At 67.3% G+C, this 13,878-nt stretch carries 14 protein-coding genes; 8 read left to right on the forward strand and 6 right to left on the reverse strand.

The window, feature by feature from the left end; all coding sequences use genetic code 11:
• The first annotated feature begins 19 nt into the window (after window positions 1–19).
• Entirely contained in the window at window positions 20–697 is a 678-nt protein-coding gene (locus tag NI1_RS30425) for an NADPH-dependent F420 reductase (protein ID WP_067827527.1), read from the forward strand.
• A 3-nt stretch (window positions 698–700) separates the two neighbouring features.
• On the opposite strand, the gene NI1_RS30430 is transcribed toward NI1_RS30425, so the two are convergent.
• Window positions 701–1,186: a nuclear transport factor 2 family protein gene (locus tag NI1_RS30430; RefSeq protein ID WP_067827860.1), complete on the reverse strand. Its 486-nt coding sequence runs from the start codon at window positions 1,184–1,186 to the stop codon at window positions 701–703.
• A 70-nt stretch (window positions 1,187–1,256) separates the two neighbouring features.
• On the opposite strand from NI1_RS30430, the gene NI1_RS30435 reads away from it, so the two are divergent.
• From NI1_RS30435 to NI1_RS30445, 3 genes are all read left to right on the forward strand, one after another.
• Window positions 1,257–2,009 carry a sporulation protein gene (locus NI1_RS30435; protein ID WP_067827529.1) on the forward strand — a complete coding sequence of 251 codons (753 nt, stop codon included), beginning with the start codon at window positions 1,257–1,259 and terminating at the stop codon, window positions 2,007–2,009.
• A gap of 71 nt (window positions 2,010–2,080) precedes the next feature.
• The gene (locus tag NI1_RS30440) at window positions 2,081–3,142 is read left to right on the forward strand and encodes an NAD(P)H-dependent amine dehydrogenase family protein (RefSeq protein WP_067827531.1); all 1,062 of its coding nucleotides are present in this window, start codon (window positions 2,081–2,083) and stop codon (window positions 3,140–3,142) included.
• 8 nt (window positions 3,143–3,150) lie between these two features.
• Window positions 3,151–3,642 (forward strand): carboxymuconolactone decarboxylase family protein, encoded by a 492-nt coding sequence (locus tag NI1_RS30445; RefSeq protein ID WP_067827534.1) that lies wholly within the window; start codon window positions 3,151–3,153, stop codon window positions 3,640–3,642.
• Between the two features lie 4 nt (window positions 3,643–3,646).
• On the opposite strand, the gene NI1_RS30450 is transcribed toward NI1_RS30445, so the two are convergent.
• The 3 genes from NI1_RS30450 to yaaA form a co-directional block, all read right to left on the reverse strand.
• Window positions 3,647–4,552, reverse strand: a complete 906-nt coding sequence (locus NI1_RS30450) for a hypothetical protein (RefSeq protein ID WP_067827536.1) — start codon at window positions 4,550–4,552, stop codon at window positions 3,647–3,649.
• Between the two features lie 92 nt (window positions 4,553–4,644).
• A complete protein-coding gene (locus NI1_RS30455; RefSeq protein ID WP_067827540.1) occupies window positions 4,645–5,022 on the reverse strand; it encodes an ankyrin repeat domain-containing protein in 378 nt (125 codons plus the stop codon).
• Window positions 5,023–5,049: 27 nt separating this feature from the next.
• The gene (gene yaaA / locus NI1_RS30460) at window positions 5,050–5,793 is read right to left on the reverse strand and encodes a peroxide stress protein YaaA (RefSeq protein ID WP_067827543.1); all 744 of its coding nucleotides are present in this window, start codon (window positions 5,791–5,793) and stop codon (window positions 5,050–5,052) included.
• A 58-nt stretch (window positions 5,794–5,851) separates the two neighbouring features.
• Between yaaA and NI1_RS30465 the strand changes: the two genes are divergently transcribed.
• From NI1_RS30465 to NI1_RS30475, 3 genes are all read left to right on the forward strand, one after another.
• Window positions 5,852–7,600, forward strand: coding sequence for a proline--tRNA ligase (locus NI1_RS30465; RefSeq protein ID WP_067827544.1), 1,749 nt, complete (start codon window positions 5,852–5,854; stop codon window positions 7,598–7,600).
• 272 nt (window positions 7,601–7,872) lie between these two features.
• Entirely contained in the window at window positions 7,873–9,297 is a 1,425-nt protein-coding gene (locus NI1_RS30470) for a DHA2 family efflux MFS transporter permease subunit (RefSeq protein WP_157535409.1), read from the forward strand.
• An 83-nt stretch (window positions 9,298–9,380) separates the two neighbouring features.
• On the forward strand, window positions 9,381–10,346 hold the full coding sequence (locus tag NI1_RS30475) for a sigma-70 family RNA polymerase sigma factor (RefSeq protein ID WP_067827863.1): 966 nt from the start codon (window positions 9,381–9,383) through the stop codon (window positions 10,344–10,346).
• Here NI1_RS30475 and NI1_RS30480 read toward each other — a convergent pair.
• On the reverse strand, window positions 10,329–10,778 hold the full coding sequence (locus NI1_RS30480) for a MarR family winged helix-turn-helix transcriptional regulator (RefSeq protein WP_067827548.1): 450 nt from the start codon (window positions 10,776–10,778) through the stop codon (window positions 10,329–10,331). The genes NI1_RS30475 and NI1_RS30480 overlap by 18 nt on opposite strands.
• Window positions 10,779–10,870: 92 nt before the next feature.
• Here NI1_RS30480 and NI1_RS30485 point away from each other — a divergent pair, with 92 nt between their 5' ends.
• On the forward strand, window positions 10,871–12,418 hold the full coding sequence (locus tag NI1_RS30485; protein ID WP_067827551.1) for an MFS transporter: 1,548 nt from the start codon (window positions 10,871–10,873) through the stop codon (window positions 12,416–12,418).
• Here the strand turns inward: NI1_RS30485 and NI1_RS30490 are convergent.
• Window positions 12,411–13,862: a three-helix bundle dimerization domain-containing protein gene (locus NI1_RS30490; RefSeq protein ID WP_218026844.1), complete on the reverse strand. Its 1,452-nt coding sequence runs from the start codon at window positions 13,860–13,862 to the stop codon at window positions 12,411–12,413. The two genes, NI1_RS30485 and NI1_RS30490, sit on opposite strands and share 8 nt — an antisense overlap.
• Between the last annotated feature and the right edge of the window lie 16 nt (window positions 13,863–13,878).

Below are 13,878 nucleotides of genomic sequence, written 5' to 3' on the forward strand. Positions count from 1 at the left end.
ACCGCTGTTCGACTCTCGCATGACAACGCTCGGATTGATCGGTGCCGGAAACATCGGCGGCACGCTGGCTCGTCTCGCGGTGGCCGCCGGGCTGGATGTGGTGGTCAGCAACTCGCGCGGTCCGGAAACCCTGGCAGAGCTGGTGAAAGAACTGGGCGACAAGGCGCGGGCGGGCACGCCGGAAGAGGCGGCTGCCGCCGGGGACCTCGTGGTGGTGACGGTGCCGATGAAGGCGTATCAGCAGGTGCCCGGGGATGCGCTGGTCGGCAAGGTCGTCATCGACACCAACAACTACTATCCGGAACGCGATGGCGCGTTCGCCGATCTCGATGCCGGGGTGGCGACCAGCAGTGAACTGCTGCAACGCCATCTGCCGCGCTCGCGAGTGGTCAAGGCGTTCAACAACATTCTGTTCAAACACCTCGGGGTGCTGAATCGCCCTGCGGGAGCTACGGATCGGACCGCGCTGCCCATCGCCGGTGACGACACCGACGCGAAAACCGCTGTGGCGCAATTGCTCGATCAGCTCGGCTACGACATCGTCGATATCGGGCCGCTCGCCGAGAGCTGGCGCACCCAGCCCGGCACCCCCGTCTACGGCACGCCATACGCCGCCGAACAGCCCTTCTGGGACCATCCGGCGACGCCGGCCGACAGCGAAACCATCCGCAAGGCAGTCGATTCCGCCGAGCGGTGACGGTCAGCTCTGCTGCACCGCGCGCTCGGCCCAGCGGTTCGCGGTCAGGGTGAAGCCGGGGAGGGCATCGGTGCCCATCACGGCCTCGAAAATGCGCTCGTAACCGGTGCTCGCGATGCGCCAGACACCGTTCTCGCGGCGATAGGTGTCGTTGTAGTAGGCCGCCCCGCGGATCACCCGGTGGTAGTCGGGAATCATCACCGTGTCCTCCAGCAGCCAGCTGCCGGTCGCGGTATCGCCGTCCACCTCGATCTCGGGATGGTTGGCGACGTGCACGGTGATGATGTTGCCGCTCAAGGCGTTTCGCATGTACTCGGCGACCGCCTCGCGGCCCTCGAATCGGGCGGGCAGATCACCCGAGGGCGATCCGTACTCCGCGACCACATCCGCGGTCAGCGTGTCCGCGAACTCCTCCCACCGCTTCAAATCGAGGGAGCGCAGGTAGCGGTGCTTGAGTGCGCGGATCTGTTCTGATGCAACGACGTCCATACCGATGAATTGGACCACAGCCCGGAATAATCCGGAATCACATCCACCGCTCAGCGGCCACACTGTGGGGATGTTCAGAAAATTGCTGGCAGCCGTCGGGGTGGGCGGGGCCGAGGTCGACACCGAACTTCACACGCCGGGCGTGCAGCCCGGCGGCACGGTGCACGGTGTGATCCGGCTGCGCGGCGGCGACGTGCCGCAGGACATCTCCCGCGTGGCCCTCGAGTTCGTGACCCGGGTCGAGTTCGAGCACACCGAGGACGAGTATCAGCGCGACCGCGGCTTCTACTTCACCGAGCTTCACGGACCGTTCCAATTGCCCGCGCAGGCCCGGTACGACATTCCGTTCGCGCTGTACACGCCGCTGGAAGCGCCGATCACTTTCTACAATGGGCGGCAGCTGCCCGGCATGCATGTCGCCATTCGCACGGTGGTCGAGATCGCGGGCGCGGTCGACGCCGGGGACAGCGATCCGCTCGGCATCGGCGCGCTGCCGGCCCAGCACGTGATCCTGGCGGCCATGGAGGAGCTCGGTTTCCCGCTGCACGCCGCGGATTGCGAATGGGGCAAGTTGCGCGGCATCGAGCACGAGCTGCCGTTCTATCAGGAGATCGAGTTCGGGCGTTCCCGCATCTATCCGCAATTCGATTCCGTCGAGATCACTTTTGTCGCGCACGCGCAGGGCGTGGAGGTGCTGCTCGAGATCGACAAGAAGCGGGGGAGCGACGCCTACCAGGTGCTGACCGTCGGACACGGCGACGTGGATCAGGTCGACTGGGTCGACGTGCTGCATCGAACGCTGCTGGGTTTGCTCCCGCACTGACGCTGGAACGGTGTCTGGGCGAGTATCCGAATCTCGCCCGAAACCTACCAAGCACTTGCTACCCTCCGGCCATGATTTCCACCGTGGTGTGGGGTACCGGCAATGTCGGCCGGGCCGCCATCCGTGCCGTCGCGGCTCATCCCGGGCTCGAACTCACCGGCGTCCTGGTCAGCAATCCCGCCAAGGTCGGCCGCGACGCCGGTGAACTGGCCGGGCTCGACACCGCGCTCGGGGTGGCGGCGACCAGCGATATCGACGCCGTCCTCGCCGCCGGACCCGGCGCCGTGATGTACGCGGCCTCCGGTGACATCCGGCCCGACGACGCGCTCGCCGATATCGTGCGCGCCGTCGGTGCGGGCGCGGTCGTGGTGACGCCCGCGCTCTACCCGCTCTACGACCAGCGCAACGCCCCCGCCGAAATGCGTGATCCGGTGCTGAAAGCCATTGCGGCGGGCCAGGGTTCGCTCTTCGTGTCCGGCGTCGACCCGGGCTGGGGCAATGATGTGCTGCCGCTGCTGCTGACCGGGCTGGGCAGCACCGTCGACGTGGTGCGCTGCCAGGAGATCTTCGACTACACCACCTACGATCAGCCCGATTCGGTGCGCTGGCTGGTCGGCATGGGCCAGCCCATGGACTACGAGCCGCCCATGCTCGCACCCGGCATCCCAACCATGGTGTGGGGCGGGCAGATTCGGCTCATCGCGCGCGGCCTCGGCGTCGAGGTCGACGAGATTCGCGAAGTGGTGGAACGCCGCCCCCTGGAATCCACCGTCGAAACCGAGCTCATGGGCAAATTCGAAGCCGGTGGCCAAGGCGCGATCCGCTTCGAAGTGCAGGGCATCATCGGCGGCCGCCCCCGCATTGTCATCGAACACGTCACCCGCATCCACGCCTCCTGCGCCACCGACTGGCCCCTCCCGCACTCCGGCGCCGGGGCACACCGCGTCATCATCGAAGGCTCCCCGCGCATCGAGGTCACCATCCAAGCCACCGCGGAGGACGGCAACCACTCCGCGGGTGGAAACGCCACCGCCGTAGGCAGATTGGTCGGCGCGATCCCCTGGCTCACCACCGCCACCCCGGGCCTCTACGACGCCCTGGACATCCCCTTGCCCTTCGGCACCCTCGACTAGGAGTCCCCATGATCATCGACATCCCCGAAGGCAAAGACCCCATCGGCTACGTCTGGGCCGAAATGGTCCCCGGCATAGGCACCGCAGCAGCCGGCTTCTCCCTGGCCGTCTACGAACACACCACCCTCGGCCTCCGCGAATTCGAAGCCGCCCGCCTCCGCATAGCCCAAATAAACGGCTGCCTCTTCTGCCTCGACTGGCGCACCGACCGCAACGGCGAAAAGGTAGAAGAATCCTTCGAACAAGACGTAACCAACTGGCGCACAACCGAAAACTTCGACGCCCGCACCCGCCTGGCCGCCGAATACGCCGAGCTCTACGCCACCGACCACCATTCCCTCGACGACGTCTTCTTCGAGCGCATGTTCGCGCACTACTCGCAGGCTGAAGTAGTAGAACTCTCCATGTGCCTAGGCTCCTGGCTGGCCTTCGGCCGCCTCAACCACGTCCTCGGCCTGGACGCCGTCTGCGTCCTACCCAGCCACGCCGCCGGAAAGTAACCAGCTACTCGCCGAACAGCTCCTCGGCGCTGGTCACGGTCAGCGCCCGCGCAACCCATCCTTCGATCAGTTCGAGGTCGGTACAGGCTGCGATTCGATCGCGCACGGCGTCCGGTACCGCAATGCCCCGTTGCCGCAGGATGATGAAGATGGCCTTGGTCTCACCGACGGCTTCGCCTTCGGCCCTGCCCACGGCTTCGCCTTCGGCGTAGTAACCCTTGGCGAAGTCGGTTTGGTAGCGGTACACACTCGTTGTCAACTTCGTCCTCCAAAGTTCTTTGGCGGGGCCGGTCAATGCATCGAGCACCCCGTCCGCGTACTCGCGGGCCCGATGCTGGTCTTCCATGGCCGCGAGCGCTGCCAGCAGCGCTTCCATTGTCTCATCAGAGCTGTGGTCGTGGTCTTTGATGTCGCCGAGTGTAGCGAGTGCGAGCAATTCAGGAATGCCTTCGGCGTCGTGATAATTGACAGCCAGTTCTCGTGGAGTTGTGACCAATGGGAGCCAAGTGCAGTTGGGCTGCCCGGTGTTTATCGGCGTCCGGCACCACCGTGCCATCGCATCATCCGGACAGACAACCAACAGCGTGGTCGGGCACCGATGCCGATGCCGTATCCGTGCGTGATAGAGCGGCCACACCCACGGCTTGTCAGGATCTCGGCCCCGTTGCACTTCCACGATGACCGCCCAAACCGGCGGCCGATCTACCTGCGCGTGCAGGTAGATGATCACCACATCGCTCTTGCACACCTGCGGTTGGCGTGCGACTTCGGTGGCGTCCTCCGAAGCGGCAAGTGCCACAGCGTATTCCGGTACCGCTACGTTCAGATACCGGCGCAGTACGGTGGCCGCCAGATCCGGATTGCACCGGAATAGGTGGATCAGGAATTCGTGTTTGAGGGTGTTGGCCACGGCGGTCAGGCTAGGACCGCGATTTTTGCGACACGCAGATAATCACTGAAAAGCTGCGTGTCCCAAGGCGTCCGGTTGGCTTTGTTGCTGCGCTACTTCTGGAAGAGTTTCAGGTACTTGGTTTGGCCGAACATTTCGGCGGCGTCGCGGGCGGAGGGGCTGCCGGCGTCGGGGTCGGCGCCTGCGGCGAGGAGGGCGTTGACGATGTCGTCTTCGCCCTTGAAGACGGCGCCGGACAAGGGGGTTTGGCCCTTGTCGTTGCCGAAGTTGGGGTCGGCTTGGTGCTCGAGGAGCACGGTTACGGCTGCGGGGTGGGCGTAGTAGGCGGCGAGCATGAGGAGGGTGTCGCCGTTTTCGTTGGTCAGGTTCACCGGGACGCCGGCGTCGAGGTACTGGGCCAGGGTGACGGCGTCACCGCTGCGGGCCAGGTCGAAGATCTTGCTCGCCAGCTCGATCAGTTCAGGATCCATGGGTTCCACGGTTCACTTCTACCAGGCTCAGGTGAGGATGAGGAGCTCGGTGGGGGAAGCGATCTCGGTGCGGAGGCCGGATTTTTCGGCGAGCTTGGCCAGGCCCTTGATGTCGGAGGGCTCGGAGCGGGAGAGGACCAGGGCGCGGGCCAGCAGGCCCTTGTGGTGTTTGTTGAAGTGGCTCACCACGGTTCGTGAACCGTCGGGACGTTCGGTGAGGACGGTCGCGGTGACCGCGCCGGGGATGCGGCCCAGATTCTGGTAGGTGCCGGAGCGCAGGTCGACGGTCAACTCGTCGCCGGATTCGACTTTCAGCGCGTCGGGGAGGACTTCCTTCCAGACCGCTTGCAGGGTGGGCAGACCCGGCAGTTTGGATCCGCCGGACAGGCGGTAGGCCGGGATCGGGTCACCGGCGCGGACCACACCGAACAGGGCCGAGCCGATGCCGAGGCGGGCTTCGGCCTTGGCGCGCTGCGCCTTCGTGAACGATGCCGCGTCGAGGGCGTCGTAGAGGACGCCGGTATATCGGTCCAGTGCGGGCCGGGTGGGGGAGGAGCGCAGCGCGGCATTGCGCGCGATCTCCGCGTCAGCCCCCTTGCCCAGACCCAGCGCGGCGCGCGAGGCATCCGGATCGGCGGCGAGTTTCGTCAACTGCGTGACGAGTCTCTCGCGCACCGCCGTGAGCTGCGGCATCGCGAGGGAATCCAGATCCAGGGGACCGCCCGAGCCACCGTCGGACTTGGTTTCGGAAGGAGGCAGCAGCACCAGCACGAGGCGAAACAGTAATGCCTTTCGGATATGCCGCGAACAGCGGCTACGCTGTTCAGCCGTGATCACCCGTCTCTCGCACCTGTTCCTGCGCACCCTGCGTGACGACCCCGCAGACGCCGAGGTGCCCAGCCACAAGCTGCTCGTTCGCGCCGGTTATGTCCGCCGTATCGCCCCGGGTGTGTACTCGTGGCTGCCGCTCGGCCTGCGCACGCTGCGCAAGGTCGAGGACGTCGTTCGCGCCGAGATGAACGCCATCGGCGCGCAGGAGATCTCGCTGCCGGCGCTGCTGCCGCGCGAACCGTACGAGTCCACCAACCGCTGGACCGAATACGGCGACGCGCTGTTCCGCCTCAAGGACCGCAAGGGCCAGGACTACCTGCTCGGCCCCACCCACGAGGAGCTGTTCGCGCTCACCGTGAAGGGTGAATACAACTCGTACAAGGACCTGCCGGTCACCCTGTACCAGATCCAGACCAAGTACCGCGACGAAGGCCGTCCGCGCGCGGGCATCCTGCGCGGGCGCGAATTCGTCATGAAGGACTCCTACTCCTTCGATCTCGACGAAGACGGCCTGAAGAAGAGCTACAACGCGCACCGCGAGGCGTACCAGAAGATCTTCGATCGCCTGGGCGTCAAGTACGTGATCGTGGCCGCCACCTCCGGCGCCATGGGCGGTTCGGCTTCCGAGGAGTTCCTGGCCGACAGCCCCGTCGGCGAGGACACCTACGTGATCTGCCGCGAATCCGGTTACGCCGCGAACGTGGAGGCCGTGGTCACCGCCGCGCCGCCGGAGATCCCCATCGAGGGTCAGGCCGACGCCGTCGCCCACGACACCCCGAACACCCCCACCATCGCCACCCTCGTCGAATGGGCCAATGGCGCGGGCGTACTGGGCCGCGAGGTCACCGCCGCCGACACCCTCAAGAACGTGATGGTCAAGCTGCGCCACCCCGACGGCAAGACCGAGATCCTCGGCGTCGGCATCCCCGGTGACCGCGAGGTCGACGACAAGCGCCTCGGCGCCTCCGTCGAACCCGCCGAGGTCGAACTCCTCGACGAAGCCGACTTCAAGGCCAACCCGTTCCTGGTGAAGGGCTACATCGGCCCGAAGGCATTGCAGGCCAACGGCATCCGCTACCTGGTCGACCCGCGCGTGGTCACCGGCTCCGCCTGGATCACCGGCGCCGACGAGCCCGGCAAGCATTACGTCGGCCTGGTCGCCGGCCGCGACTTCACCCCCGACGGCACCATCGAAGCCGCCGAGGTCCGCGACGGCGATCCCTCGCCCGACGGCCGCGGCGTCCTGGAAGCCGCCCGCGGCATCGAGATCGGGCACATCTTCCAGCTCGGCCAGAAGTACACCGACGCCTTCGAGGTGGACGTGCTCGGCGAGAACGGCAAGCCGGTCCGCCTCACCATGGGCTCCTACGGCGTCGGCGTCTCCCGTATGGTCGCCGTCCTCGCCGAGCAGATGCACGACGAGAAGGGCCTGCGCTGGCCCCGCGAGGTCGCCCCCTTCGACGTGCACGTCGTCATCGCCAACAAGGACGAGGGCGCGCGCGCCGGCGCCGAACAGGTTGCCGCCGAACTGGATGCGATGGGCCTCGAGGTCCTCCTCGACGACCGCACCGCCTCCCCGGGCGTCAAGTTCAAGGACGCCGAACTGCTCGGCATGCCCTACGTCGTGGTCGTCGGCCGCGGCTGGGCCGACGGCAAGATCGAACTCCGCGACCGCTTCGCCGGCACCGCCGAGGAACTTCCCGCCGAAACCGCCGTAGCCGACGTGGTAGCCAAGATCCGCGGCTAGGCATCGAACCCCGGACGGGCCGGTCACCATTGGGTGACCGGCCCGTCCGCGTCCTGCTCTCGTCATTCCGGCGCGCTTTTGGCCGGAATCTCACTCCTATAGGTGAGATCCCGGCCAAAAGCATGCCGGGATGACGGGGTATGTGGCATGCCGGGATGACCGGGTGCGGAGTGTGCCGGGATGACGGGGAAGGAAGTTTCGCTGCCTCCGATGAATCGCGGTGGGGTCGCCGGTAAGTACTCGCGACACCACTTCGGAGGAGGACTTCCGACATGACCATGACCGCTATGCAGCGCTGGGTATTGGCGCTGACTTCAGTCGCCGGATTGATGATCGTGCTCGACGCACTGGTCGTCACCACGGCTACGCACGCTATTCAAGTCGATCTGCACGCCTCGCTCGGCGCGCTGGAATGGACCGTCAACGCCTACAACCTGAGTTTCGCGGTGCTGCTGATGGCGGGCGCCGCGCTCGGGGATCGGTATGGGCGCAGGCGAACACTGGCTGCCGGATTGACCTTGTTCGCGCTCGCTTCGGCGGGTTGTGCGCTGGCGCCGAGCTTGGGCTGGCTGATTACCGCGCGGGCAGTGCAGGGCGTGGGTGCGGCCGCGGTGATGCCGGTGGCCGTGGCCGTGCTTTCGGCGGCGTTCCCGCCGGAGCAGCGGGCGCGGGCGCTCGGCATCTTCGCGGCCATCACCGGATTGGCCACCCTGGGTGGGCCGTTGGTGGGCGGGGCGATCACGCAGGGGCTGGCTTGGCAGTGGATCTTCTGGTTGAACGTGCCGATCGGGGCGGTGCTGGTGCCGTTGGTGCTGACGCGGCTCGGGGAAAGCTTCGGTGAGGCAAGGCGATTGGACTATGCCGGGATCGGTCTGGTCAGCCTCGCGGCGTTCGGCGTGGTGTGGGGGCTGATTCGCGGGAACGAATCCGGCTGGGGGAGTGCGGAAGTCGTACTCGCCTTCGCCCTCGGCGCGGTGGCGTTGCTCGGCTTCGTGCGCTGGGAACTGCGCACTCGCACACCGCTGATCCCCATGCGATTCTTCGCCTCCCGCGCCTTCTCGGCGGGCAATGCGGCCGGATTCCTGCTCGCCGCATCCATTTTCGCGGGCGCGTTCTTCTTCGCCCAGTACCTCCAGACGGTGCTGGGCTACGGCCCACTCGGCACCGGCCTCTGCCTGGCCCCGTGGACAGTGACGCTGTTCCTGGTCGCCCCCATCGCGGGCAAGCAGCTCAACCGTTTCGGCGAACGCCCGGTCGTGGTGACCGGCCTGCTCATGCACGCGATCGGTTACGGCTGGATCGCGCTCATCGCCCGGCCCGACCTGCCCTATCCGGCGCTCATCGCCCCCTTCGTGGTCTCCGGCATCGGTGTCTCCATGGCTATCCCGGCGGCCCAGAGCGCGGTCCTGCGCGCGGTCCCCATGCCCGCCGTGGGAGCCGCGTCCGGTACCTACAATGCCCTCCGCCAGCTCGGCGGCGCCTTCGGAATCGCGGTCCCCGCAGCGGTTTTCGCGGCCGTCGGCGGAATGACCACCCCCGCGGAATTCACCGACGGATTCACCGCGGCCGTCACCACAGCCGCCCTGCTCGCACTCGCGGGCGCGCTGATCGGCGCACTGATTCCCGCCGGCGCACCGGTTTCGGCGGCACCGGAGCCGTCCGCGACCGCCTTCGTTCCGCAGGAGACGATCGCATGACCGCCGGCGAATACGCCTCGGACCGCCCCGCCCGCCCCGATCACGATGCCCATCGCACCGAGCAGTCGGTAAATTGGCGAACCATGACCGCTGGTACCGAGTTCGCGGCCCGCACAGCGGACTATCGCCCCGAGCTGCTCGCGCACTGCTATCGCATGCTCGGGTCGATTCACGATGCCGAGGATCTGGTCCAGGAGACCATGGTGCGCGCCTGGCGCGCCGCCGACCGCTACGACGAGAGCCGCGCGTCGCTGCGCACCTGGCTCTACCGCATCGCCACCAATGCCTGCCTGACCGCGCTCGAACAGCGCGGCAGGCGGGCACTGCCCACCGGATTGGTGGGACCGAGCGAAACCATGGTGGAGAGCCCGCAGAAGCATCCGGAGATCTCCTGGCTGCAACCGATTCCCGATGCGCTGCTGGGCAATTCGGCCGATCCGGCGGCGGTGGTGGCGGCGCGCAGCGGCGTGCGGCTCGCCTTCGTGGCCGCGCTGCAACTGCTCCCGGCCCGCCAGCGCGCGGTGCTCATCCTGCGCGATGTGCTCGCCTGGTCGGCCGCCGAGGTCGCCGACCTCCTGGAAACCACACCCGCCGCCGTGAACAGCGCCCTGCAACGCGCGCACGCGCAACTCGACAAGGCGGCGCCGATGCTCGACCGCATGACCGAAACCCTGAGCCCGGCCGAGCGGACGGTCGTCGACCGCTACATGGACGTCTTCGGCAAGGCCGATATGGACGAGCTCGCCGCCCTGCTCCGCGATGACGCCGTGCTCGAAATGCCGCCCGCCCTGATCTGGTTCGCGGGCCGCGACGATGTGCTGGCCTTCTTCGCCGCCAAGATCTGCTTCGATCCCGACCGCTGGCGCAGTGTGCCGACGGCCGCGAATACCCAACCGGCCGTGGCCTTCTACCTGCGGGGTGAGGACGGCGTGCATCGCCCGCACTCCATCCACGTGCTGACGCTCGACGGCTCCGCCATCGACAAGGTCACGGTGTTCCTCGGCGGCCCGGACCTGTTCCGCCCCTTCGGTTTACCGCCGGTCTTCTGACCCCGCGCAGGCCGCCGCGATACCGGTCATCCAGGAGCGGACGGCGGCCTGCTGCTCGGGCGTCAGATCGGCCTCCAGTTCGGCTTCGCGGCGCGCCACCGACACCTGCGCCGCCGCGAAGCGCTGGCGGCCCGCATCGGTGAGATGGATCTGATGGCTGCGCTTGTCGGTGGGGTTGGGCCGCCGCTCGATCAGCCCCTCCGCCTCCAGGCCGCCGAGCATCTCGTTGGCCGCCTGCCGGGTGCTGCCCACCTCGCGCGCGATCTCCGAGACCGACATGCCCGGGTGCTTGGTCACCATCATCAGGGTGGCGAATTGTGAGGTGGAGAGCCCGAATTCGGTGAGCGACTCCGCGATCGACGCGCGCATCCCCAACCAGACACTGCGGACCAGGAAGGTCAGCGAACCGATCTCGCCGCCGTAGGACCCCAACGCGCACACCCCTCTCCGAGATTGACAGGTTCCTGACAATCACCCATTCTGTTGATTGTCAGGTTCTTACCAATCTTAGTCGAAGGTTGTTCATGACTTCGCCCGCGACGCTGCCCAAGTCCCGGCAGCAGCTCATTCTCGCCGTGCTCCTGCTCTCCTCGCTGCTCATCTGGCTCGACAACACCATCCTCGGCACCGCCCTGGAAACCCTCGCCGACCCGGCCCGCGGACTCGGCGCCGATCCCGCCCAATTGCAATGGGCGACAGGCTCATACACGCTGGTCTTCGCCGCGCTCATGTTCACGGCGGGCGCACTGGGCGACCGCTTCGGCCATCGCACCGTGCTCGTCACCGGTCTGATCGTCTTCGCCGTGGCCTCGGTATGGGCCGCCTACTCGGCTGATCCGGGGCAATTGATCGCCGCCCGCGCGGTGATGGGCGCGGGCAGCGCGCTCATCATGCCGCCCACCATGGCCATCCTCACCTGGACCTTCACCGGTCCGGCGCGGGCCACCGCCATCGGGCTCTTCTCCACTTCCGCCGGTGTCGGGCTGGCCGCCGGGCCGCTGCTGGCCGGTGTGCTGCTCGACCATTTCTGGTGGGGCTCGGTGTTTCTGGTGAACATCCCGGTGGTCGCGGTCGCGCTGGCCGGTATCGCCGCACTGGTGCCGAACTTCCGCAGCCCGATCCGGCGACCCCTGGATCCGGCCGGACTGGCGCTGTCCATCACCGGCCTCGGCGCGCTGGCCTACGGTCTGATCCGGGCCGGACAGGTGGCGGCCTGGGGGCGTACCGATGTCTGGGCGCCGATTTTCGCCGGACTGATCCTGCTGGGTGCGTTCGTGATCGTCGAACTGCGCAGCGCCCAGCCGAGTTTCGACCCGCGCCTGCTCGCCGGGCGGATCTTCGGCGGCGGCAGCGCGGCCCTCGGGCTGCTGTTCCTGGCGATGACCGCCGTCGGGTTCTACGGCGCGTTCTATTTCCAGGGCGCACGCGGATTCTCGGCCCTGCAAGCCGGACTCGCCAGCTCCCCGGCCGCTCTCGGCGTGCTGGTGGCCGGGCCGCTCGGCATCCGGCTGGTGCGCCGCTACTCGCTCCGCTCGGTCACCGCGACCGCGCTCACCGTGGCGGCGCTGGCCATGGGCAGCTTCAGCCTCTTCGGCCTGCACACCCCGCTGGTCTGGATCGAGATCACCATGTCGGTGCAGGGTTCGGCGGTCGGCATGGTGATCGGCTCGCTCATGGCCGCGCTGATGGGCACCCTCCCGCTCGAACGCGCGGGTGCGGGCTCGGCGGTCACCAACACCGTGCGGCAGACCGGCAGCGTGCTCGGCATCGCGATCGGCGGCACCGTCATGTCGATCGTCTACCGCCGCGCCATCGAACCGGCGCTGCCCGAACTGCCGCCCGCCATCCGCGATCAGGCCGCGACCTCCGCGGAACTGGCCCGGCACGCGGCCGCGACCGGCAACCGGCCCGACCTGATCGACACCGCCAACACCGCCTTCATCCACGCCATGCACGTCGGCGCGATCTGGACCATGTCCTTCGCACTCGCCGGTGCGGCCGTGCTCGCCGTGGCGCTGCGCCCCGAACGAGTCACCGCCGCACCGGAATCCGAACTGCAACCGGTCAGTTGAACGCCTTCGCCACCCCGTCCAGGAGATGCTCGAGGGTGTCGTAGTTCGGCGCGTCCACCACGTCGATCAGATTCGGCACCACCGGCACCTGCGCCTGGGTGGCGACCTTGGTGAACAGGCTCGCGTCGTTCGGGCGGAACCCGTGCTCGGCGGCCAGCCGTTGCAGATCCGCATCGGTGGCCAGCAGCTTGCCGATGCGATCACCCTTGTCGTTCAACGGCACCACCGTGTGCTGCGACAGCACGGTCGGCGACGGATACATGAGCACCATGTCCGGCTTCAGCTGACCGTGCGCCGCGGCATCCACGTACTGCGCCTCGTAGATCCACACCATCGGCGTCGGGCCCATGCCGTTGGCCAGGTACTCCTTGAACGGGCCGTCGGTGCTGTTCTCGGTGTAGCCCTGGCGGGTGAACAGCCGCGAAACGCGGGCTATCGCATGGTCTTCCGCGGCCGTACCACGCACCATGGCATTGTCATTGGCGACATACGCCGCCACCGCCAGATACATGGCGGCCGAGTTGGAAGTGCGCGGATCGGTGGTGGAGACCAGCACGTTCTTCTTCACCGGATAGCTGGCATTGCCCTCCAGCTGATCCCACTGCACGCCCTTCTCCGCCAGCGCCAGATACTTCTCGACGTCCAGAGTCGGTGTCGCGCCGGGCTTCACCACACCCGCCGCCGTCAGCAGCTCCACGATCGGCTTGAAGGTGGCGATGGCCATCGGTGAGGAGAACGGCGTGTACTTGCCGCTCACATTGCGCTGCCGCTGAATCCGCTCCGCGGCCGACGCACTCGACGGAAACGCGAAGTCGTACTTGCCCAGATCCACGGTGGTGGCGATCTGCCGCGATCCCGCCGGCTCCACCTCCACCTTCACCCCGTGCTCGGCCAGCGCCTCGCTCACCTTCGGATCGCTGAAGAAGGCCATCTTCTCCGACCCCACCACCCCCTTGACAGTGGTCAGCGCCGCCGGCCCGGCAACCGGAACCGGTGTCGAATCCGACCCGCCGCTCGCGATCACCACGCCCGCCACCACCAGCACCACGACCCCCGCCGCCAGTGCCGGTAACGCCCACTTCCGCCCGGTCAGCGCCTCCGGAAGATACTGCCGCGCAGCCAACCCCACCCGCCCGAAGGTTGCGCCCAGGTGACCGGAATCCGAATTCTTATTATCTCCCGATGAAACTGTCGCCGAATTACCGGAATTCGCCACCGTCACATCGTTATCCGTACCGCTCGGTTCGAGTTCCCGGCGCACGATCCGCTCCACCAGAATCGGAATGAATTCCCGAATCTTGTGTCCCTCGAACTGCTTCCGAGCCGCCCCGAAAACGGCCTCCACCTGCTCCGCCGTATGTTCCTCCGCATAGGCCCCCACCAGGCGTTCCTTCGCCTGTGACAGCGCTTTTTCCTCCCGGGCCGCATCGACAGCCACCAGCATCTCCTCGACTCACACC

It is taken from the genome of Nocardia inohanensis NBRC 100128, from assembly GCF_001612945.1.
Lineage (GTDB): Bacteria > Actinomycetota > Actinomycetes > Mycobacteriales > Mycobacteriaceae > Nocardia > Nocardia inohanensis.

Excerpts from the sequence above, each read along its gene's own strand:
- NI1_RS30445 (WP_067827534.1), top strand. The coding sequence starts at position 3,151 with ATGATCATCGACATCCCCGAAGGCAAAGACCCCATCGGCTACGTCTGG.
- NI1_RS30430 (WP_067827860.1), bottom strand. The coding sequence starts at position 1,186 with ATGGACGTCGTTGCATCAGAACAGATCCGCGCACTCAAGCACCGCTAC.
- NI1_RS30490 (WP_218026844.1), bottom strand. The coding sequence starts at position 13,862 with ATGCTGGTGGCTGTCGATGCGGCCCGGGAGGAAAAAGCGCTGTCACAG.
- NI1_RS30425 (WP_067827527.1), top strand. The coding sequence starts at position 20 with ATGACAACGCTCGGATTGATCGGTGCCGGAAACATCGGCGGCACGCTG.
- NI1_RS30475 (WP_067827863.1), top strand. The coding sequence starts at position 9,381 with ATGACCGCTGGTACCGAGTTCGCGGCCCGCACAGCGGACTATCGCCCC.
- NI1_RS30485 (WP_067827551.1), top strand. The coding sequence starts at position 10,871 with ATGACTTCGCCCGCGACGCTGCCCAAGTCCCGGCAGCAGCTCATTCTC.
- NI1_RS30455 (WP_067827540.1), bottom strand. The coding sequence starts at position 5,022 with ATGGATCCTGAACTGATCGAGCTGGCGAGCAAGATCTTCGACCTGGCC.
- NI1_RS30440 (WP_067827531.1), top strand. The coding sequence starts at position 2,081 with ATGATTTCCACCGTGGTGTGGGGTACCGGCAATGTCGGCCGGGCCGCC.
- NI1_RS30470 (WP_157535409.1), top strand. The coding sequence starts at position 7,873 with ATGACCATGACCGCTATGCAGCGCTGGGTATTGGCGCTGACTTCAGTC.
- NI1_RS30435 (WP_067827529.1), top strand. The coding sequence starts at position 1,257 with ATGTTCAGAAAATTGCTGGCAGCCGTCGGGGTGGGCGGGGCCGAGGTC.